Source organism: Collinsella aerofaciens (genome assembly GCF_040910325.1).
GTDB lineage: Bacteria > Actinomycetota > Coriobacteriia > Coriobacteriales > Coriobacteriaceae > Collinsella > Collinsella aerofaciens_BL.
In genome coordinates this window covers 22,489-43,588 of record NZ_JBDGAV010000002.1, presented here as the reverse complement: position 1 = coordinate 43,588, position 21,100 = coordinate 22,489, and the positions used below count along the sequence as shown (strand labels likewise).

13 protein-coding genes and 2 tRNA genes are annotated in these 21,100 nt (G+C 63.6%); all 15 read left to right on the top strand.

Annotation, left to right across the window (positions count from 1 at the left end; genetic code table 11):
• Window positions 1–56: 56 nt before the first annotated feature.
• The 15 genes from AB5Z25_RS01345 (at window position 57) to AB5Z25_RS01275 (ending at window position 21,072) form a co-directional block, all read left to right on the top strand.
• Window positions 57–2,174 carry a molybdopterin-containing oxidoreductase family protein gene (locus tag AB5Z25_RS01345; protein WP_368134607.1) on the top strand — a complete coding sequence of 706 codons (2,118 nt, stop codon included), beginning with the start codon at window positions 57–59 and terminating at the stop codon, window positions 2,172–2,174.
• 52 nt (window positions 2,175–2,226) lie between these two features.
• Window positions 2,227–3,684 carry an L-seryl-tRNA(Sec) selenium transferase gene (gene selA, locus AB5Z25_RS01340; RefSeq protein ID WP_368134606.1) on the top strand — a complete coding sequence of 486 codons (1,458 nt, stop codon included), beginning with the start codon at window positions 2,227–2,229 and terminating at the stop codon, window positions 3,682–3,684.
• Window positions 3,681–5,648 (top strand): selenocysteine-specific translation elongation factor, encoded by a 1,968-nt coding sequence (gene selB / locus AB5Z25_RS01335; protein WP_271748349.1) that lies wholly within the window; start codon window positions 3,681–3,683, stop codon window positions 5,646–5,648. Before selA ends, selB begins: the two co-directional genes overlap by 4 nt.
• Before the next feature lie 135 nt (window positions 5,649–5,783).
• Window positions 5,784–5,880: transfer RNA gene (locus tag AB5Z25_RS01330), tRNA-Sec, on the top strand.
• A gap of 155 nt (window positions 5,881–6,035) precedes the next feature.
• The gene (mobA, locus tag AB5Z25_RS01325; RefSeq protein ID WP_346979052.1) at window positions 6,036–6,668 is read left to right on the top strand and encodes a molybdenum cofactor guanylyltransferase; all 633 of its coding nucleotides are present in this window, start codon (window positions 6,036–6,038) and stop codon (window positions 6,666–6,668) included.
• A gap of 15 nt (window positions 6,669–6,683) precedes the next feature.
• Window positions 6,684–7,079 (top strand): putative Se/S carrier protein, encoded by a 396-nt coding sequence (locus AB5Z25_RS01320; protein ID WP_195363849.1) that lies wholly within the window; start codon window positions 6,684–6,686, stop codon window positions 7,077–7,079.
• A 255-nt stretch (window positions 7,080–7,334) separates the two neighbouring features.
• Window positions 7,335–8,690: an NADP-specific glutamate dehydrogenase gene (gdhA, locus tag AB5Z25_RS01315; protein WP_346979050.1), complete on the top strand. Its 1,356-nt coding sequence runs from the start codon at window positions 7,335–7,337 to the stop codon at window positions 8,688–8,690.
• 229 nt (window positions 8,691–8,919) lie between these two features.
• On the top strand, window positions 8,920–9,834 hold the full coding sequence (locus AB5Z25_RS01310; RefSeq protein WP_346979049.1) for an FAD binding domain-containing protein: 915 nt from the start codon (window positions 8,920–8,922) through the stop codon (window positions 9,832–9,834).
• Window positions 9,834–12,665 carry a molybdopterin-dependent oxidoreductase gene (locus AB5Z25_RS01305; RefSeq protein ID WP_368134605.1) on the top strand — a complete coding sequence of 944 codons (2,832 nt, stop codon included), beginning with the start codon at window positions 9,834–9,836 and terminating at the stop codon, window positions 12,663–12,665. The genes AB5Z25_RS01310 and AB5Z25_RS01305 overlap by 1 nt, the downstream gene beginning before the upstream one ends.
• A 140-nt stretch (window positions 12,666–12,805) precedes the next feature.
• A tRNA-Leu gene (locus AB5Z25_RS01300) sits at window positions 12,806–12,889 on the top strand.
• A gap of 88 nt (window positions 12,890–12,977) precedes the next feature.
• Entirely contained in the window at window positions 12,978–14,279 is a 1,302-nt protein-coding gene (gene tig / locus AB5Z25_RS01295; protein ID WP_226812433.1) for a trigger factor, read from the top strand.
• A 162-nt stretch (window positions 14,280–14,441) separates the two neighbouring features.
• Window positions 14,442–15,062 carry an ATP-dependent Clp protease proteolytic subunit gene (locus tag AB5Z25_RS01290; protein WP_022095182.1) on the top strand — a complete coding sequence of 207 codons (621 nt, stop codon included), beginning with the start codon at window positions 14,442–14,444 and terminating at the stop codon, window positions 15,060–15,062.
• Window position 15,063: 1 nt separating this feature from the next.
• Window positions 15,064–16,470, top strand: a complete 1,407-nt coding sequence (gene clpX / locus AB5Z25_RS01285) for an ATP-dependent Clp protease ATP-binding subunit ClpX (RefSeq protein WP_368134604.1) — start codon at window positions 15,064–15,066, stop codon at window positions 16,468–16,470.
• Between the two features lie 287 nt (window positions 16,471–16,757).
• On the top strand, window positions 16,758–19,454 hold the full coding sequence (locus AB5Z25_RS01280) for a valine--tRNA ligase (RefSeq protein WP_368134603.1): 2,697 nt from the start codon (window positions 16,758–16,760) through the stop codon (window positions 19,452–19,454).
• 274 nt (window positions 19,455–19,728) lie between these two features.
• Window positions 19,729–21,072 (top strand): bifunctional folylpolyglutamate synthase/dihydrofolate synthase, encoded by a 1,344-nt coding sequence (locus AB5Z25_RS01275; protein ID WP_368134602.1) that lies wholly within the window; start codon window positions 19,729–19,731, stop codon window positions 21,070–21,072.
• The last annotated feature ends 28 nt before the right edge of the window (window positions 21,073–21,100 follow it).

Genomic DNA, 21,100 nt, shown 5'->3' with positions numbered 1-21,100 from the left:
GGCTCGTTGCCGGGCTTTTGGCCTGTTGTGTTTGGCTGATGAAAGGGGTAATCGAGATGGCATCTGCTGTGAAGCGTGACGGTCGCGCCGTGGTGACCACATGCGGGGGATGCTATGCCGATTGCGCCTTTGCGGCACGCGTTGAGGACGGTCGCGTGGTGGCCGAGCTGCCGGTGCCGGGGCATCCGTGCGCGGCGCGTGCCCTCTGCGCCCGCGGTCGGCATCGCCTGGCAATGCCGTTTGACGAGCACGATCGCATTGTGCACCCCATGCGCCGACGAGCTGATGGCTCGGGGTTCGATGTGATTTCGTGGGACGAGGCGTTCGCGCAGATCGCAGCGCGCCTTGGGGAGATTGTTGACGGGCATGGTCCCCGTGCGCTGGGCATGACGCTCGGCGTGCCCTCGTTCGACCGTTACTGGGCGCATCGCTTTATGCATGCGCTTGGCTCGCCCAACGTGTACGGTGCCGACGGCGCCTGCGAGGTAAGCCGTCTCACCGGTTGGGAGCACAGCCTAGGCTACAGCCCCGCCTCCGACCTGGCGCATACCGATTGCATCATGTACCTGGGGCGTTCCATCGTCGATTCGTCGACGATGGGGGCCGTTGATGCGCTCAACGATGCGCGTCGCCGTGGGGCGAAGATTATCGTGGTTGACCCCCGGCGCAGCGGTTCGGCTGCTATTGCCGACCGCTGGTTGCGCGTGCGCCCGGGCTGCGACCTGGCCTTGCTGCTGGCCATTGCGCATGTCTTGATTGCCGAGGACCTGTATGACCATGAGTTCGTGACCCGCTATACCACGGGTTTTGACGAGCTGGCGCAGGCGGCCCGTGCTTGGACGCCCGAGTGGGCCGAGTCGATGTGCGACGTGCCGGCTACAGAGATTGTCGCCACGGCGCGCGATCTCGCTGCCGCCGCGCCTGCCGCTGTGGTGGATGCGGGCTTTCATGGTGGCATCGGTATCGCGTATGCCAATAGCACCCAGACCGCGCGCGCTATCTGCTTGGTCGATGTGCTGCTGGGCTGTATCGGACATGCGGGCGGCGCGCTCAATCCACCCACGCCGCTTGTGTTGGGCGACCTCGATCCCGCACGCTTTGCGACGCCGCCGGTGCCGCGTGAGCCCAAGTTGGGGTCCGAGCGCTATCCACTGGTCGATCCGGTGCGCGGCCTGTGTACGACCATCGGTCAGTCGATTCTTGCCGGGGACCTGCACGGGCTGATCGTTTACGCCAGCAATCCCGGCGCGGGCTATGGCAACGCCGGGGCGTGGCTATCGATTCTGGAACAGCTTGATCTGCTCGTGACCGTTGGTATTCGCTGGTCCGAGACAGCGCGCGTTTCTGACTTCGTGCTGCCCGACGTGACGTATCTGGAGGCCGACCGTGGCGTGGGAACGGTGATAGGCAGCAACGATGCGCGCGTGTTCTACCGTAATGCCGTGCTGCCCGTGCAGCATGACGACACGCGTCCCGGTCGGGAGATCTTTGCCGGGTTGGCTGCTGCCTGCGGCGTGGGCGAGTACTTCCAGTTTACGTCTGACGATCTGGCGGCTGCCCAGGTGGCGCCTTTTGGGATCAATCTGGACGAGCTCAAGGAACGCGGCTGGGCCGACACGGGTGTTGCGTTGCCGTCGCGTACGGGCGAGCCGGCGATTCCCTTGAACGGTGGCAGGATCGCGCTAGCAAGCGACGTGTGGGGCCGAACCGGCCTGGGCCGCGTTCCCGGTTGGATCGCGCCCATGGTGGAGCCCGGCCCGGGGATGTTTCGCCTCATTAGCGGCAACCGTCCCTTTGAGTCGCATACCTCGCGAAGGCTCGCGGCCCAAGGTGCCGCCGAGGCTGGATCGGACCTGGATGCCGTGCAGATGAATGCCGATGCTGCTGCGCACATGGGCATCGCCGACGGCGAGATCGTCGAGCTCGTGAGCGATATGGGCCGCGACCGCGTGCGCGTGGAGCCGACGCCGTATCTGCATCCGGCGTGTATCTTTACGTCGGCCGCCCCCGGCGGGCGTTCGTTTGGCGCCGATGCCGGTGGCGCTCAAGCCTTGGGCGTGGGCCCGCTCGACCATACGCCGCTGCGCTGGGACCCGTTGACGGGTGCCGCGCTCACCCAGGAAAACGCCGTTCGTGTGGAAAAGATCGCGGCGCGCGAGGATAATAACGAGTAATTGACTCAGCTGATGTATTCGACTGATCCACGTTTCTTTTGAAAGGCCGCACATGAGCGATAGCCAGAACATGTCCGATGAGGTACGCGCCCGCCTGCGCGCCATTCCTTCCGTCAACGAGCTGCTTGCCGAGTGGCCGGTTGTGAAGGCGGCGGGGGAGACCTACGACGCGGTGGTCCATGCTGCTGTGACTGCTGAGCTCGACGAGGAGCGCGCCGCGATTCGCGCCGGTGCCGCGCCGCGTTCCAAGCGCGAGCTGGCCTCGGCCATCGAGTGGCGTGCGCATCGCTCCGCGCTGCCGAGCCTGCGTCCCGCCGTCAACGCCACGGGTGTGGTTATCCATACCAACTTGGGTCGCGCCCCGCTCGCGGAATCGGCTGCCAAGGCCGTGGCCGAGGTCGCGCGCGGCTACAGCACGCTCGAGTACAGCGTGGACACCTGCTCGCGCGGGTCGCGTAAGGAACATGCCGCGCAGCTCATTCGCTCGCTTACCGGAGCCGAGGACGCGCTGGTCGTTAACAATAACGCCGCCGCCGTGCTGCTAGTGCTGGCGACTCATGCTGCGGGCAAAGAGGTTATCGTCAGCCGCGGCGAGCTTGTCGAGATTGGCGGCAGCTTTCGCATCCCCGATGTCATGGCGGCTTCGGGCGCCAAGCTCGTCGAGGTCGGCGCCACCAACCGCACACACCTGACAGATTATGAGCAAGCCATTACGCCCGATACGGCCATGATCCTCAAGGTCCATCCTTCCAACTATCGCATCGAGGGCTTTCACGAGGAAGTGGGCTCTCGGGAGCTTGCCGCCCTGGCCCACAAGCATGGTCTGCTGTTCTACGAGGACCAGGGTTCGGGCGCGCTGTTGCCCGACGACATCTTGGTGCGCGGCGGCGAAGAAACCACGCCGGCTTCGGTTTCGGCAGGGCTCGATATCGTGTCGTGCTCGGGTGATAAGCTGCTGGGCGCCGCGCAAGCGGGCATTATCATGGGCCGTCGCGATCTGGTCCAGGCCTGCGGGTCGCATCCGCTTATGCGTGCCCTGCGCCCGGGCAAGCTCGCACTCGCGGCGCTCGAGGCTACACTGCGCATTTACATGGATGGGGCGGATGTGGCCCATCGTGAGGTGCCGGTGCTCAACATGCTCACGCTTCCGCAGGCTCATCTGGAGCGTCGCGCACGCAAGCTGCGCGAGCTGATGGTGGCGGGCTTCGATAAGGCTGGCTGCCCGTGTGCCGTGCAGGTGGAAATCGTCGAGGAGTCGTCGACTCCCGGCGGCGGCTCGCTGCCTACCGTCGAGTTGCCCACCATGTGCGTTGCCGTGCGTCTTGTCGATGAGCGTCTTTCCGTTGACGCACTCAAGCGCTCGCTCGTCCAAGATTTCGACACTCCGGTCGTCACACGAACCTCGCACGATCGCATTTTGTTTGACGTCCGTACGCTCGTGGGCGACCGCGATATCGAGACAGCGGCATCGACGCTCGTTGCGTGCGTTAAGAAGGCGATTGCTCGATGAGTGAGGTTCAGGCGCTGGTGGAGTGTCCCGTTATCGTTGGCACGGCGGGTCACGTCGACCACGGTAAGTCGGCACTGATCGAGGCGCTGACCGGCAAGAATCCCGATCGCCTGGAGGTCGAGCGTCGCCGGGGCATGACGGTGGAGCTGGGCTTTGGCGAACTGGCACTGCCGAGCGGCAAGATCGTTGGCCTTGTCGACGTGCCGGGCCACGCGCATTACCTGCGCGCTATGGTACAGGGTGCGACAGGCATCGACGTTGCCGTGCTGGTGGTCTCTGCCGTCGAGGGCGTAATGCCGCAGACGCGCGAGCACGTGCACGTGCTGGAGCTGCTGGGCGTCACGCATATGGTGGTGGCGCTGACGATGTGTGACCTGGCCGATGCCGAGATGACCGAGCTTGCCGAGCTCGATGTCGATGACTTTTTGTCGGGTACCGTGTTTGCGGGCGCGCCGATGGTCCCCGTGTCGTCCAAGACCGGCGAGGGGATTGGCGCGCTGCTGGCCGCGCTTGACGATCAGGTTGGTACCTGCTGGGATTCCTGCCGCGACCGTGCCGAGCGTACCGATGCCGCGCCGCGCTTGCCGATTGACCGCTGCTTTACGATCAAGGGCACCGGCACCGTCGTGACGGGAACGCTGCACGATGCGCCGGTTGCGGTGGGCGATGTGCTCGTTGCGCTGCCGTCGCGCACGGCCTGCCGCGTACGTGGGATCCAAGTGCATGGCGACACGCAGCAGGCGCTGCCCGGTCAGCGTGTGGCGCTCAACCTGGTTGGCGATGGCGTCGCTGCGCTCGATCGTGGTGAGATGCTCGGCGTGGAGGGTCGCTTTGGCCAGACGCTGCGCTTTATGATGGCGTTTACGTATTTGGGTCGCGAGGGAGCCAAGCCGCGTGTGCTCGAGTCGGGTGCGCGCGTGCATGTGATGGCGGGTACGGCCGAAGTCGTCGGCCGCATCATGTTCATGGAGGGCGAGGCCCTCATGGCGGTGGGCGAGACGCGAGTGGTGCAGGTACGCTTGGAGGAACCACTTCCGCTGCGTGCCGGCGACCATGCCGTGGTGCTGTCGTATTCGCCCGTTATGCTTATTGGCGGCGGACGTGTGCTGCTTTCGCGCTGCCGTCGCTCGCGCGAGCTTTCGGCGGGGGAGCGCGCACTGCTTGCGGCACTTGAGGCCGGCAATGCCGTTGCTGGTGTTGAGGCGTGGTTGGCGCTGCAGACGTTGCCGGTCGTGGCTGCCGACGTTGCCGCGGCGCTGGATCTTGTTTCCGGTGGGGCCGATGCCGCGCTGAAAGAGTTGGTGGCGCGAGGTGCTGTATACGAGCTTGCCGGCTCGGGCGATGCGCTGTATGTGAATGCCGCCGTGCTCGACGCTGCGATGGATTCACTGGCGGCGACCCTGTCAGCCATGCACGCGGCGGCTCCCAAGGAAACGGGCTTTACGCCTGGCGCCGTTGCCCATGCTGCGTGGCCTGCCGCTGATGAAGGCGTTGCCGCGGCCCTGATTGCCGAGGGCTGCTCCCGTGGCGTGTGCGCCGCCGAGGGCGCCGAGGTATTCGATCTGCATTCGGCCGCCGCGGCGGCACGCGTGGTGCGAGAGGCTTGCGAGCGCATCGTCGCGCTGCTTGACGAGGCTGGCCTGGATGCACCGGCGCTTCCCGAGGTGGGCGAACAGCTGCAGCTCGGTCGCGACACCATGACGCGTGCCCTGCGCGAGCTTTCGCTCAACCGCTCGATCGTTAAGGTCGAGCGCGACGTTGCCCTGTCCGCTGCCGCCGAGTCCCATGCGCGTGAGCTTGTCGCCGCCGCCATAGAGGCAGCCGGCGGCGCTGCCACCACGAGCGTGCTGCGCGAGGCCCTGGGTGTGTCGCGCAAACGCGCCATCAGCATCTTGGAACACCTGGATGCCGTGCGCTTTACGGCGCTCGACAAGGAAGCCGGTGGCCTGCGCTCCCTGCGCTAGCCCACCCTTATCAGTTGCGGTGAAATAGTTCCTGTTTTCGGCATCTAACGCCAAACCAGGAACTATTCCACCGCAACTTCTTGCTCGTCTTTTTGGGATGGAGCCGTTTCGGTTTGGTAAAATACCGGCGCACTTGGGAACGGATGGGCTCCGGTGGGCTCCGCGGTCCTCAAAACCGTTGCGAGGCGTGCAAAACGTCTTGGATGTGTTCGATTCACATACGTTCCCGCCATACGCTACCAGCGCTTTTGTGCTCGCGGTCTTGCTGCGTGCCGCAAGGGCGCTGTTTTGTTTTTGCATGGGTTTGCCGTGCCGCCCGCTTTATCGGCGACGGTATTTGGCTTCGTGCACCGGGTTTCGAGCATGCCGATGGAGGTGTTTTGCCGTATGACTACCGTAAGACGGGCCGATCTTTCTTGCGTCGTCCAAGCGGGCGGGCTGTCCTCACGCATGGGCCGCGATAAGGCGCGCATGGCGTTTTGCGGCGAACCGCTCATCGAGCGCGTGCTGGGTCGGCTAGCGACAGTTGCCGGCGAGTTGGTCGTGACGACTTCGCGTCCCAGCGAGCTTGCCTATCTTGAAGAGCACGCGTTTGGCGGTCTGGTGCCGCGTGTGGTGGCGGACCTTGAAGGACCGGCGGGTGCCATGCGCGGCATCGCGAGCTCGTTGGCCGCGGCGCGATTGCCGTTCGTGGCGATCGTCGCCTGCGATATGCCGTTTGTCTCGCCGGAACTCATCGGCGCGCTCGCCGATCGTGTTGAGGCCGAGGCGCTCGATGTGTGCGTGCCGCGCGAGGAGCGGGGGATTGAGCCGCTTTGCGCCGTCTGGCGCCGTGACGCGTGTGCGCCGGTTGCCCAAGAGCTGCTCTCCTGCGACCGACAGCGCATTCGCTGTCTGATCAATCGCGTTCAGGCCGGTTATATGGATGAGCCGCAGATCGTTAAGGCCGCGGGCTCGACGCTCTGCTTCGAGAACGTCAATACGCCCGAGGAGTTTGCGGCGGCCGAGTTACTCGCCTAGACGATTGGAGTTGCCATGTCTCACGATATTTGTCCCGACACGGGAGAACCTTGCACTTGCGACGGGTCCGAACCCTGTACCTGCGGTTGCGGTGGCTGTGGACATACTGCGGAAGAGGAAGCGGCCGCCGCGGCGTATCGCGATGCACGCCGCGAAGGCCCGTCCGGTGATGCTCTCGACCATGAACGCAAGATCATCGTTTCGTTCGATAGCACCTTCGATGTGATGGAATGCGAACAGCTGTGCCTTGCCGCCGGTGTGCCCGGGCGCATCATGCCGCTGCCCGGCTCCATTACCGCAGGTTGCGGCCTGTGCTGGGCCATGCCGTTCTCGGGCGATGCCCTTGCCGCCTTCCGCGCCGCCACCGAGGGCCGCGTAACCCCCGCCGACTACCATCAGCTCGTCCTCTAACCGCCACACTACCACAAAGGTGCCTGTCCACAATGTGGTGGTTCGGAACATGTGGGCGAAACAGGTTTGAAACACGGGTTTTGCACGTCAGGCACTCAAAAACGCTTCTACCTGCATCGTAATCAAAACGAAACATCTGCTCGTCGGCTTATGCGAAACTTTCCCGCAACAGTGCGATATTATCCATACACGATAAAGCTCGCGGCGCATAGGGTGCCGCGACCAACATTTTCGTTTCCCATCATTGGAGGAAGCATGAGCTACACGCAGAAAGTTCTCGAAGAGCTCAAGGCCCGCTATCCCGAGCAGCCTGAGTTCATCCAGGCCGCGACCGAGATTCTCGGCACCATTCAGCCGGCGCTCGACGCCCACCCCGAGTACGAGGAGGCCGCCCTGCTGGAGCGCCTCGTCGAGCCCGAGCGCATCGTCATGTTCCGTGTTCCCTGGGTCGACGATCAGGGCAAGGTTCAGGTCAACCGCGGCTATCGCGTCGAGTTCAACTCTGCCATTGGACCCTACAAGGGCGGCCTGCGCTTTAACCCGACGGTCACCCTGGGCATGCTCAAGTTCCTGGGCCTGGAGCAGATCCTCAAGAACAGCCTGACCACCCTTCCCATGGGCGGCGGCAAGGGCGGCTCCGACTTTGACCCCAAGGGCAAGTCCAACAACGAGATCATGCACTTCTGCCAGTCCTTCATGACCGAGCTCTATCGCCACATTGGCCCCAACACCGACGTTCCCGCCGGCGACCTGGGTGTTGGCGGCCGCGAGGTTGCCTACCTGTTCGGTCAGTACAAGCGCCTGACTAACGAGTGGACCGGCGTCCTTACCGGCAAGGGCCTCTCCTTTGGCGGCTCGCTCGCCCGTACCGAGGCCACCGGCTACGGCCTGGCCTACTTTGTGGACGAGTACCTCAAGAGCCGCGGCGACTCCTTCGAGGGCAAGAACGTCGTCGTTCACGGCTCCGGTAACGTCGCCATCTACGCCGTCCAGAAGGTTTCCCAGCTCGGCGGCAAGGTGCTCGCCTGCTCCGACACCCACGGCTGGGTCGAGGATCCCGACGGCATCGACTACACCGTGCTCGAGCACATCTACAACAAGAAGCGCTCCGGCCACGACAAGGGCGTTACGCTCGCCATGTACGTCGACGAGAAGCCCAATGCCACGTGGCACGAGGGTGACGGCCGCGGCGTGTGGCAGCTGCCCTGCGACATCGCGCTGCCCTGCGCTCGCGAGAACACGCTGCTGCTCGAGGATGCCCAGGCGCTCGTCGCCAACGGCTGCAAGGTGGTCGGCGAGGGCGCGAACATGCCCACGACCATCGAGGCCACGACCTACTTCCAGGAGAACGGCGTTGCCTTTATGCCTGGTAAGGCTGCCAACGCCGGTGGCGTGCTCGTGTCCGGCCTGGAGATGAGCCAGAACGCCGAGCACCTGTCCTGGACCTTCGAGGAGGTCGACGGCAAGCTCGAGCAGCTCATGCGCGGCATGTTCCACAATGTGGACGACACCGCCAAGGAGTATGGCCAGGAGGGCAACTTTGTCATGGGCGCCAACATCGCCGGCTTCCTGAAGGTTGCCGACGCCATGCTCGCCCAGGGCGTCTGCTAAATCTTCGCTCGACATAGCATGTGATGAGGCTCCCAGCTATCTGGCTGGGAGCCTTTTCTATCCCGGAGGACTCCTCATAACTTGCGGTGATATACGGACTGTTTTGCGTTCCAGAACGGCTAATCAGTCCGTATATCACCGCAAGTTATGTATGGGTGGGTGGATTTTGTCCTAAAACGGTGTGCGGCCCCTCGTTTGGTACACTTAAAGGTACTGGACAAGTGAAGAGATGGGGGAGAACGTGCTCAAGTTCGGTACCTACGTCCGTGTTGGAAACGCGGCCGAAGCCTATGAGCTCTTGCAGAAGAACCGCAACAACAAGATTGTGGGCGGTGGCATTTGGATGCGCTTGGGTTCGCGTCGCGTCGCGACGGCGATTGACCTTTCGGCCTGCGGACTCGATCAGATCGAGGAGACCGAGACCGAGTTTCGCATCGGTGCCATGTGTACCCTGCGCCAGCTCGAGCGTCATGCCGGGCTCAACGCGCTTGTCAACAATGTCTTTGAGTTCGCCGTCCACGATATCGTAGGCGTGCAGCTGCGCAATACCGCCACGGTGGGCGGCAGCATCTACGGCCGCTTTGGTTTTTCGGACGTGCTCTCGGCCTTTTTGGCGCTCGATTCCTATGTTGAGCTGACGGGCGCCGGCCGCGTGCCGCTCGCGGAGTTCGTGGACATGGGCTACGTACGTGACGTGATCGAGCGCGTCGTGGTCGTCAAGCACGATTACCGTGCGAGCTACGAGGCCGTGCGCAAGGCCGCGACCGACTTCCCCTCCTTAAACGTCACCGCCGCCTGGTGGGACAACAGCTGGCATGTCACCGTGGGCGCCCGCCCGCTGCGCGCGACCCTGCTGCAGGGCGAGGCTTGTGGCCTGGTGAACGAGCAGCCTTCCGAGGACGAGCTTCGCGCCCTTGCCGCATCCGTGCGTTCCCTGAGCTACGGCACCAACCTTTGGGGCTCGGCCGACTACCGCCGCCGCATCTCGGCCCCGCTTGCCGTCCAGGCTGTGCGTCGCGCCGCCGGCATCGAGCTCTCGGCTGCGCTTGCCCGCGAGCTCGAGTCCGTGCAAGTGCCTAAGTTTGCCACGGACGAGTATTCCTGCCGCCGCGTGCCCGGCGTCGATTCTAGCGAGGTGCGCTAATGGCTGCCAAACTCATCGATCTTTCCTTTACGCTCAACGGCCGCAAGGTCAAGGTTCAGATTGCCCCCGACACCATGCTCTTTTCGCTTTTGCGCGAGCAGGGCTGCGCGTCGGTGCGCTGCGCCTGCGAGACCACCAACTGCGGTCTGTGTACGGTGTGGCTCGACGGCGACCCGGTGCTGAGCTGCTCGGTTCCCGCCGCCCGTGTTGAGGGCCACACCATCACCACGCTCGAGGGCCTCAAGGCCGAGTCCGAGGCGCTCGCCCGCGCAATGGCTGCCGAAGGCGCCGAGCAGTGCGGTTTTTGCGCCCCCGGCCTTATCATGAACGTGCTGGCGCTTGCCCGCGCCGCCAAGGAGGACCCGAGCCTCGTCGCCACGCGCGAGGAGCTCTCGCGCCAGCTTGCCGGCAACCTCTGCCGTTGCAGCGGCTACGAGAGCCAGCTGCGCGCCATCGTGCGCTTCCTCAACGAGTCCGGCGTGCAGGTGGGCTTTGAGATGCCCGAGCTGCCGGTCAACGACACCAGCTGCGACGGTGTCTCCTACAAGCAGATCACTCACAAGCAGCCCAAGAAGGACTCGAAGGCCCTGCTCGAGGGACGTCCCGTCTACACGGGCGACCTGGTGCCCGCCGGCGCCCTGATCGTCAAGCTCAAACGCAGCCCCTATGCCCGCGCCAAGATCCGCTCCATCGATACATCGCGCGCCCTGAAGGTGCCCGGCGTGGTGGGCGTCTACACCTACGAGGACGTGCCCCAGCGCCGCTTTACCATCGCCGGCCAGAGCTATCCGCAGCCGAGTCCCTACGACCGCCTGATTCTCGAGAACCTCGTCCGTTACCAAAACGAGGAGGTGGCGATCGTCGCCGCCGAGACCGAGGAGGCCGCCGACAAGGCACTCAAGCTCATCAAGGTCGACTATGAGGTGCTCGAGCCCCTGCTCGACTTTACCCAGGCGCTCGATAACGACATCGTGGTCCACCCCGAGGGCGACGTGACCTTTATGTTCCCGCAGGGCGGCGACGTTGCTCGCAACCTGGTGTGCAGCGGTACCAGTGATTTTGGCGACCTTGACGAGGCATTCGCCCAGAGCGACATCGTCTTTGAGCGTACCTACACCAGCCAGGCCACGCAGACCGCGCCCATGGAGACCTTCCGCGCCTTCGCGACGACCGACGCGTTCGGGCGCATCTCGGTGACCACCTCCACGCAGGTGCCCTTCCACGTTCGCCGCATGGTCGCGCAGTCGCTCGACATTCCGCAGTCGCAGGTGCAGGTCATCAAGCCGCGCATCGGTGGCGGCTTTGGCTCCAAGCAGACGGGCTGCTGCGAGATCTTCGTGGCGTTCGTGACGCAGCAGACCGGCCGCCCGAGCTACTGCTGCTACACCCGCGAGGAGACCATCACCGCGGGCAACTCGCGCCACCAGATGCAGATGACCGTTAAGCTGGGCGCCATGAACGACGGCACCATCACGGCCATCGACCTGCATACGCTGTCCAACGCCGGCGCGTACGGCGAGCACGCCACCACGACGATCGGCCTTTCGGGCCACAAGAGCCTGCCCATCTACAACCATGTGAAGGCAAGCCGCTTTAGCTGGGACGCCGTCTACACCAATACCAACCGTGGCGGCGCGTATCGCGGCTACGGTGCCACCCAGGGCCAGTTTGCCGTGGAGAGCGCCGTCAACGAGCTCGCCGACATGCTGCACATGGACCCCGCCGACCTGCGCGTTAAGAACATCGTGCGCGAGGGCGAGGTCATGCCGCAGTACTACAACGAGAAGCTCAACGCCTGCGCGCTCGACCGCTGCCTGCTGCGCGCGATGGACATGATCGGCTGGCGCGACAAGCCGCTGGCCGTGGACCTGGGCGACCGCGTGCGCGCCCTTGGCTGCGCGCTCACCATGCAGGGCTCTGGTATCTCCAACGTGGATATCGCCGGCATCGACATGCGCCTGGAAGAGGACGGCTTTATTACCATCGGCACCGGCGCTACCGATAACGGCATGGGCGTCGACACGATCCTGGCGCAGATTGCCGCCGAGGAGCTGGGCGTGGAGAGTTCAATGATCGTGGTACGCGGCGTGGACACCGACGTGTCGCCGTTCGATGCCGGCTCGTACGCGAGCTCGGGTACGTACGTGACGGGCCTTGCCGCCAAGAACGCCGCGACCGAGCTGCGTGAGAAGATTTGCGCCAAGGCAGCCCAGATGTGGGACGTGGACGCCGCCGACGTGGTCTTCGATGGCCAGTACGTGCGTCTGTCCGACGAGCGTGCCGCGCGCGAGCAGAACCGTTACCTTACGCTGCGCGACTTTGCCAACCTGTGCGTCAAGAACATCGCGGGCGGCGACGCGCTGACCTCGCATGCCTCTGCCTGCCTGCCCGTTTCGCCTCCGCCGTTTATGGCCGGCATTGCCGAGGTCGAGGTCGACAAGGCCACCGGCAAGGTGACCGTGGTGGACTACGCGGCGGCTGTGGACTGCGGCACCGTGATCAACGAGGCGCTCGCGCGCGTCCAGGCCGAGGGCGGCATTGCCCAGGGTATCGGTCACGCGCTCTACGAGATCGTCGAGCATGATGACCGCGGTCGCCTGCGCACCGGCAACTTTATGAGCTACAAGCTGCCCACGCGCCTGGATATCGGCAGCATTCGCGTGGCCTTTGAGCCGAGCTACGAGCCGACGGGCCCGTTTGGCGCCAAGTCGATCGGCGAGGTCGTCATCAACACGCCACTCGCCGCCGTTGCCTCGGCCGTGGCGCACGCCACTGGCCATCAGGTTCGCTCACTGCCCATCACGCCCGAGAAGGCCCTGCTGGGGGAGTAGCGGGTCAGCGAACAAGTCGTAATGGGCGGGGCGGGGCAACTCGCCCCGCCTTTTGCACTCGTGGTGAGGTCGTGAGCCTGTAAAACGTGTGCGTGCGCTTGTCGTTCGTATCTGCTATCATTCCTAGTCTGTGCGCTCATGCGGGCGTGGCGGAATTGGTAGACGCGCCAGATTTAGGTTCTGGTGGGATTCCCGTGAAGGTTCGAGTCCTTTCGCCCGCACCAACGCATCTGCGTCGGCTTCGGCCGTCGCGACTCTTTGTTGCATAAAGGTACCAGCACCTCAGATAAGCTGGGCAGTATGAGGAGGAACGTGTTGAACATCACCGCTTCTGACGTCAAGGACGCCAAGCTCACCGCTACGGTCACCATCCCGGCCGCCGACGTCGACGCCGCGATCAAGAAGGCCTACAAGGACACCGCCAAGAAGTACCGCTTCCCGGGCTTCCGCGCCGGCAAGGCTCCCCGTCCGGTCATCGACTCTGCTCTTGGCGCCGAGGCTACCCTCGCTCAGGCCACCAACGACCTGATCGCCGCCAACGAGCCCGCCGTCCTCAACGAGCTGGACATCGTCCCCACCAAGAACGGTGACTACAAGGAGCTCGACCTCGCCAAGGATCACGAGGACTACACCTACACCGTCGAGTTCTCCCTGCGTCCCGCCGCTGAGCTCTCCTCCTTCGACGCTGTCGAGATCGAGATGCCCCCTGCGGAGGTCACCGAGTCCGAGATCAACAACCAGGTCGAGATGCTCCTCAACTACCGTGCCACCTTCGAGGACGTCGAGGGTCGCGCCGTCGAGGCCGAGGACTACGTCACCGTCGACCTCAAGGCCGTCGAGAACGCCGACAACTTCGCCGCCGAGGGCCGCATGCTCATCGCCGGTAGCGACAGCAACCCCAAGGAGTTCAACGAGGCTCTGATCGGCGCTAACGTTGACGACGTTAAGACCGTCACCTGGACCGACGAGGTCGAGGAGGGCGAGGAGGCCGAGACCCACACCGTCGAGGTCACCGTCAAGGGCATCAAGGTCCGCAACACCCCCGAGCTCACCGACGAGCTCGTCAAGTCCGACTTTGGCTTCGACAGCATCGAGGCCATGCGCGACGCCATCAAGATCGAGATCGAGCAGGACAAGGCTTCTCGCCTCCCGGCCGAGAAGGAGAACCGTTGCGTCTCCGCTCTCGCCGAGCGCCTGCAGCTCGACGAGATGGATGCCGACTACGAGCAGTCCGTCTTTGAGGAGCTTGGCCAGAACTTCCTGTCCAACCTCGCTGCCCGCGGCATGACGCTGGACACCTGGCTGCCCGCTTCCGGTCTGACCATGGAGCAGTTCATCGGCGACCTGCACAAGCAGGCCAACGACGTTGCCCGTGAGTCCCTGGCTCTGGACGCCCTCGCCCGTGAGCTCAAGATCGAGGTCACCGAGGACGACATCAACGCCGAGTTCGAGAAGGCCGGCGTCAAGGACGTCGAGGCTTCCAAGGCCGAGTTCATCGCCGATGGCCGCATGCCTGCCGTCCGCGAGTCCATCCGTCGCTCCAAGGCCGTCGACCACCTGGTCGAGAACGCCAAGGTGACCGAGGTCGACGAGACCGCCAAGGACGCCGAGTAATTCTCGCCACCTTGCCCGCGAGCGCATGCATGCGCCCGTGATGGGGTAAAGTTATACACCGGTTATCCGGTTGCTTCGTACGGTGCCAGCCAATGCATAGCATGCGGGCACCGTACGTTTATCTAGAACCACTATTGGTCCGTAAGAGAAATGGAGATGCGTATGATCGCTAAGTTCGATTCCGCCCTCGTGCCATACGTTATCGAGCAGACGCCGCGCGGCGAGCGCAGCTACGATATCTATTCGCGCCTGCTCAACGACCGCATCATCTTCTTGGGCGAGGAGATCAACTCCGTCAGCGCCAACCTGGTCGTTGCCCAGCTGCTGCATCTTGAAAGCCAGGATGCCGAGAAGGATATCTCGCTCTACATCAATTCGCCCGGCGGCGAGGTCTACTCCGGCCTGGCGATTCTGGACACCATGAACTTCATCAAGCCGCAGGTCTCCACCATCTGCGTCGGTATGGCCGCGTCCATGGCCGCCGTGCTGCTTTCGGCCGGCGCCAAGGGCAAGCGCTTCTGCCTGCCGCACTCCAAGGTCATGATTCACCAGCCCAGCGGCGGTGCACAGGGCCAGCAGACCGAGATCGAGATCGTGGCCGAGGAGATCAAGAAGACCCGCCGTGAGCTCAACCAGATCCTGTCCGACGCCTCGGGCCAGCCCATCGAGAAGGTTCAGGCCGATACCGAGCGTGACAACTACCTCACGGCTGCCGAGGCCCTCGACTACGGCCTGATCGACCGTATTGTCACCTCGCGCGACCTCGCCGCGAAGGACGCCTAGGATGGCCGGTAACATGCTGGACGGCTTCGACGAGAACGGCAACCCCATCCGCTGCTCCTTCTGCGGAAAAGAGCAGGGTCAGGTCCGTCGCCTCGTAAAGGGCCCGACCAATATCTTTATCTGCGACGAGTGCGTTGCCGCCTGCTCCGAGATTCTTGAGGAGTCGCTGGCTTCGGACTTTATGGACGCCGCCCGTAACGGCAAGCTGCCGGGCTTCCTCAACGACCACGGCCAGACTGCTGGGCAGCCCGCCGTGGACCCCGAGACCGAGGGCTTTGAGCTCGAGGACGACCGCCAGGTCATCACGCACGTGCCGACGCCGCACGAGATCTATGACGAGCTTTCGGCCTATGTCATGGGTCAGGAGGACGCCAAGCGCGCTATGTCGGTTGCCGTGTACAACCACTATCGCCGCGTGATCGAGGGCGGCGCTGCGGTGTCCGCTTTTGACGGCGGCATGGGCTCGCAGTTCGACAACGATATGGACGAGGTGGAGCTCGCCAAGTCCAACATCTTGCTGCTCGGTCCCACTGGTACCGGCAAGACCCTGTTGGCCCAGACGCTCGCGCGCATCCTCGAGGTGCCGTTTGCCATCGCCGATGCCACCGCACTCACCGAGGCCGGTTACGTGGGCGAGGACGTGGAGAACATCCTGCTTAAGCTCATCAATGCTGCCGATGGCGATATCGAGCGCGCGCAGGTTGGCATTATCTACGTGGACGAGATCGACAAGATCGCCCGCAAGGCCGAGAACCTCTCCATTACCCGCGATGTCTCGGGCGAGGGCGTTCAGCAGGCGCTGCTTAAGATCCTTGAGGGCACGGTGGCAAGCGTTCCGCCCACCGGCGGCCGCAAGCATCCCCAGCAGGAGCTGCTGCAGATCGACACGACCAACATCCTGTTTATCTGCGGCGGTGCCTTTGTGGGTTTGGACAAGATTATTGCCGATCGCGTGGGCAACAAGGGCGTGGGCTTTAACTCTGAGATCGCCGGCCCCACTTCGGTCGACGAGAACGACCTGCTGCGTCAGGTGCTCCCGCAGGACCTCAACGCCTTTGGCATGATTCCCGAGTTCGTGGGCCGTACGCCCGTTGTCACCCAGACGCAGGCGCTCGACGAGGACGACCTGGTGTCGATCCTGACCGAGCCCAAGAACGCCGTGGTGCGTCAGTACCGCAAGATGTTCCAGCTCGAGGACGTTGAGCTTGAGTTTGAGGATGCGGCCCTGCATGAGATCGCCCGCATGGCGCTCGCCCGCAAGACCGGCGCCCGCGGCCTGCGTTCCATTTGCGAGGACGTGCTTCAGCAGACAATGTTCGATCTGCCCAGTGAGGAGGGCGTTTCCAAGGTCGTTGTGACTGAAGCCTCCGTCAAGGGCGAAGAGCAGCCCCAGCGCATATACGGGTAAACCAGCAAAAAACTTGCTTGCAAATAGCCTCTGACCATCCGTGGTCGGAGGCTATTTTATATATCCGCAATAACCCCAACTACCTGTGTTATTCTGTGTGTTTGTTTAAGCCTCAGCGAAGTCATATCAGACTGAAGTAATCGATACCTAAGGGGAGGAATGTAGGCCCGATTTTCGTAGATTCCGCACGAGCCGAAGACCACTTAATGTGGTCTTCGAGCGAGCCCAGGACCTGACCGTGCGAAAATCGGGCCTACATTCCTCCCCGGCGGGACAGGGAGAGATATATGGAAGAGATGCCCAAGAACTACGATCCGTCGACCAACGAGCCGGCGATCCTGCAGAAGTGGCTCGACGGCGGCTACTACAAGCGCCGCGAGGGCGTGGGCGACTGCACCGTCACCATTCCGCCTCCCAACGTGACCGGCAAGCTCCATATGGGCCATGCTACCGACGACTCCATCCAGGACGCCATCATCCGTATGGCTCGCATGCGCGGCAAGTCCACGCGCTGGGTGCTCGGCACCGACCACGCCGGTATCGCTACGCAGACCAAGGTCGACAAGAAGCTCAAGAGCGAGGGCATCAGCCGCCTGGAGATCGGTCGCGACAAGTTTGTCGACGCCTGCTGGGATTGGACCCACGAGTACGGCGGCATCATCGTCGAGCAGATCAAGCGTATGGGCTGCTCCGTCGACTTCGATAACGAGCGCTTTACCATGGACGAGGACTACGCCCAGGCCGTGCGCAAGGTCTTCTGCGACTGGTACCACGACGGTCTGATCTACCGCGGCAAGCGCATCGTCAACTGGTGCCCCAACTGCACCACCGCCATCTCGGACGACGAGGCCGAGTATAAGGACGAGAAGGGCCACCTGTGGCACCTGCGCTACCCGCTGACCGAGCCGGTTAACGGCCAGGACTACATCGTCGTTGCCACCACGCGCCCCGAGACCATGCTCGGCGACACGGGCGTCGCCGTCTCTCCGAAGGACCCCGAGAAGGCTGCCTTCGTGGGCAAGACCGTCATGCTGCCGATCGTTAACCGTGAGATCCCCATCTTCTCCGACTACCACGTCGACGCCAACTTTGGCTCTGGCTTTGTCAAGGTCACCCCGGCTCACGACCCCAACGACTATGCCATGGGTCAGGCCCACGACCTGCCGCAAATCAATATCTTCGATGAGCACGCGGTGGTCGTCGAAGGCTACGGCGAGTTCACCGGCATGAACCGCGATGAGTGCCGCGAGGCCGTCATCAAGTGGTTCGAGGAGCACGGCCTGCTCGACCACGCCGAGGACCTCGATCACTCCGTCATGCACTGCTACCGTTGCGACGCCGCGCTTGAGCCGTGGCTGTCTGAGCAGTGGTTCGTGGCCGTTGACAAGCTCAAGGGGCCGGCGCTCGACGCCGTCAACTCCGGCAAAGTCACCTTCCACCCCGCGCGCTGGACGCAGACCTACACCACCTGGATGGAGAACCTCAAGGACTGGTGCATCAGCCGTCAGCTGTGGTGGGGCCACCGCATTCCCGTGTTCTACTGCGAGGACTGTGGCTGGGAGGACGCCCTGACCGAGGACACCGACGTGTGCCCCAAGTGCGGCGGCCATCACGTGCACCAGGACGAGAACGTGCTGGACACCTGGTTCAGCTCGCAGCTGTGGACCTTCGCCACGCAGGGCTGGCCGCAAAAGCCGGAGCTGCTCGAGGGCCATCACCCCACGACGGCGCTCGTCACCGCGCGCGACATCATCGCGCTGTGGGTCGCCCGCATGGTCATGAGCTCGCTGTACTTCCTGGACGAGGTGCCGTTTAAGGACGTCGTCATCTACCCGACGATCCTGGCCAAGGACGGCAGCCGCATGTCCAAGTCCAAGGGCAACGGTGTTGACCCCATGGACCTTATTGGCATGTACGGCGCCGACGCCATGCGCTTCAACTTGCTCACGCTGTGCACCAACAACCAGGACGTCAAGTTCGATGCGAACATCGACAAGAAGACCAAGAAGCTTATCGACAGCCCGCGTACCGACCAGGCCAAGTCGTTTGTGACCAAGATCTGGAACGCCAGCCGCTTCCTGCTTATGAACATGGAGGGCTACACGCCCGGCGAGCCCGTCGTTGAGACGCCGGCCGACGCCTGGATGTTCAGCCGCCTGGCCAAGGCCGTGAAGATGGTCACCGAGGGTATTGAGAACTACACCTTTGGCGACATGGCCCGCGGCGTGCAGCAGTTCTTCTGGAACGAGGTCTGCGACTGGTATGTCGAGGTCACCAAGGCCCGCCTGAAGGGCGAGGGCCGTCTGCAGGCGCAGCGCAACCTGATCTTTGTGCTCGACACCTCCATTCGCCTGATGCACCCGCTCATGCCGTTTGTCACCGAGGAGATTTGGGACAACATGCCGGCGAGCGTGCTCGACCTGGACGCCGAGGGCAACGTGGACCGCGCCGAGGCGCTCATGATCGCCAAGTGGCCCGAGCCCGCCGACTACGCCAAGTACGTGGACGAGGACGCCGAGCGCGCGTTTGAGCTGTGCCGCGCCGTCGTTTCCGCCGCCCGCGCCACGCGTTCGCGTTATCGCTTGAGCCCCAAGGCCGAGCTCGACGTGGTCGTGCGCGCCGGTGCCGAGGATATCGAGAAACTCGAGAGCCTGCGCTCGACGATTGAGCCGCTGGCCAACACGGCTTCGCTGGTCATGGGTACCGGCGTTGAGAAGCCGGCCGCGAGTATTGCCGTGGTCGATAGCGGCGTCGAGGTCTTTGTGGTGCTCGAGGGCAAGGTCGACCTTTCGGCTGAGAAGGCGCGCCTGGAGAAAGAGATCGCCGCGGCCCAGAAGGAGCTCGCCGGCTGCGAGAAGACGCTGGCCAACGAGGGCTTTGTGGCCAAGGCCGCGCCCGCGGTGGTCCAGAAGAAGAGGGACCGTGCAGCTGAGCTCAAGGAGATCCTGGCGGCGCTGAACTCGCAGGTTGCTGACTTCTCGTAGGCGGTACTGGGGGACGCGGTTTGGGGCTTTGCTCGCTACTGCGGACAGTCCTGCTCGCACGAAGGCCACATTAAGTGGCCTTCGGCTCGTGCGGAACTTGTATCGAGCAAAACCCCAAACCGCTCCCATAGCGGTTACGGGGGCGTTCGCTGCCTGGTAGGGCCACTTGGTTGTGGCCTTGATCTCGCTGCAAAGCGGTGTTTGGCTGATATTTTGAATGGGAGGGGCTCGTTGTTGATTCGGGCCTCTTTTTATGTTGAGGGGACTTTGGGTTATGGCTAAGCGTTCTGGGTCGTATGTCGTTCCTTTCTCGTTTGAGTTGCTTTCGTTTGATGAGGCTGTGGGACTTGCTGCTGATACGGGGCGGATTTCTGGGGATGCTGGTCCTCTGCTCGAGACGGTTGTCGATATGCTCGATGAGCTGGGGCGTCCGGACGAGTATTTCGATTGCATTCAGGTTGCCGGTACCAATGGCAAGACTTCGACTACGCGTTTTTCGGCCGCCATCCTTCGCGGCGAGGGGCTCAAGACCGCGCTGTATACGTCGCCGCAGCTGGTGCGCTATCCCGAGCGCATGGAGGTTGACGGGCGCGTTGTTAGCGACGAGGCCTTTGCCTGTGGCGTTTCGGCAGCTGTCGAGGCGGGTCGTCGCGTGAATGCGCGCCGTGTGGCGGCAGGGGAGCGTGCCTATTCCATCACGCCGTTTGACCTGCTGACGGCTGCCGCACTTGTAGTGTTTGCCGAGGCCGCGGTGGATGTTGCCGTGCTTGAGGTCGGTATGGGCGGGCGTTGGGATGCTACGAGTGCGACCGATCCCTTGGCCGTCGCCATTACGGGCATTGGACTCGACCATACACGCATTTTGGGCGACACGCTTGAGGCCATTGCGGGGGAGAAGGCCGCGGTTATCAAGCCCGGACGTCTGGTTGTGCTGGGTGAGGGTACGCACGAGTCGAGCGTTCAGCGTGTGATGGACGCCCGTTGTCGCGAGTGCGGCATTGTGCCGCTGGTGGTGAACCATGCCACGACCAAGGTGCCGGAGCACGTGGGCGATACGGTTGAGTTTAGCTGCACCACGCCGCGTGCGATCTATACGTCGAGCATGGTTAAGCCAGCGTATCAGCCGCAGAATGCTGCGTGCGCGATTATGCTGTGCGAGGGCTATCTGGGCCGCGAGCTCGACCATGACAAGCTCGATGCGTCGCTTATGGGCTGCCCCACGCCGGGTCGATTTGATGTGCTGGGAACTGGTCCGCTCAAGCTGATTGACGCCTGCCATAACCCTCAGAGCTGCGAGAACTTTGTGAGCGCGCTGGACGAGATCGATCCGTGCGTAGAGAATCGACCCACGCTACTGTGCGCTGCGCTGGCCGACAAGGACGTGGCGGGCATCGTTGACGTTCTGGTTCCGGCGTTCCCCCGCGTGGTCGTGACGCAGACCGATTCCGATCGCGCCCTGCCGGCAGAGGAGCTCGCCGCCCTTGTGGACGCCGATAAACTCGCGGGCGTGTACGCGAGCGTGCCCGAGGCCCTCGCGGCTTTCGAGACCGCGGGCGAGCCCTTCGTAGCAGCCGGCACCATCACCCTAGCCGGCGAAGTAGCCGGCCTGCTGCGCTAACCCATCCCCTCATCAGTTGCGGTGAAAT

Excerpts from the sequence above, each read along its gene's own strand:
- mobA (WP_346979052.1), top strand. The coding sequence starts at position 6,036 with ATGACTACCGTAAGACGGGCCGATCTTTCTTGCGTCGTCCAAGCGGGC.
- AB5Z25_RS01290 (WP_022095182.1), top strand. The coding sequence starts at position 14,442 with ATGATCGCTAAGTTCGATTCCGCCCTCGTGCCATACGTTATCGAGCAG.
- AB5Z25_RS01275 (WP_368134602.1), top strand. The coding sequence starts at position 19,729 with ATGGCTAAGCGTTCTGGGTCGTATGTCGTTCCTTTCTCGTTTGAGTTG.
- AB5Z25_RS01305 (WP_368134605.1), top strand. The coding sequence starts at position 9,834 with ATGGCTGCCAAACTCATCGATCTTTCCTTTACGCTCAACGGCCGCAAG.
- gdhA (WP_346979050.1), top strand. The coding sequence starts at position 7,335 with ATGAGCTACACGCAGAAAGTTCTCGAAGAGCTCAAGGCCCGCTATCCC.
- AB5Z25_RS01310 (WP_346979049.1), top strand. The coding sequence starts at position 8,920 with ATGGGGGAGAACGTGCTCAAGTTCGGTACCTACGTCCGTGTTGGAAAC.
- selA (WP_368134606.1), top strand. The coding sequence starts at position 2,227 with ATGAGCGATAGCCAGAACATGTCCGATGAGGTACGCGCCCGCCTGCGC.
- clpX (WP_368134604.1), top strand. The coding sequence starts at position 15,064 with ATGGCCGGTAACATGCTGGACGGCTTCGACGAGAACGGCAACCCCATC.
- AB5Z25_RS01320 (WP_195363849.1), top strand. The coding sequence starts at position 6,684 with ATGTCTCACGATATTTGTCCCGACACGGGAGAACCTTGCACTTGCGAC.
- selB (WP_271748349.1), top strand. The coding sequence starts at position 3,681 with ATGAGTGAGGTTCAGGCGCTGGTGGAGTGTCCCGTTATCGTTGGCACG.
- AB5Z25_RS01280 (WP_368134603.1), top strand. The coding sequence starts at position 16,758 with ATGGAAGAGATGCCCAAGAACTACGATCCGTCGACCAACGAGCCGGCG.
- AB5Z25_RS01345 (WP_368134607.1), top strand. The coding sequence starts at position 57 with ATGGCATCTGCTGTGAAGCGTGACGGTCGCGCCGTGGTGACCACATGC.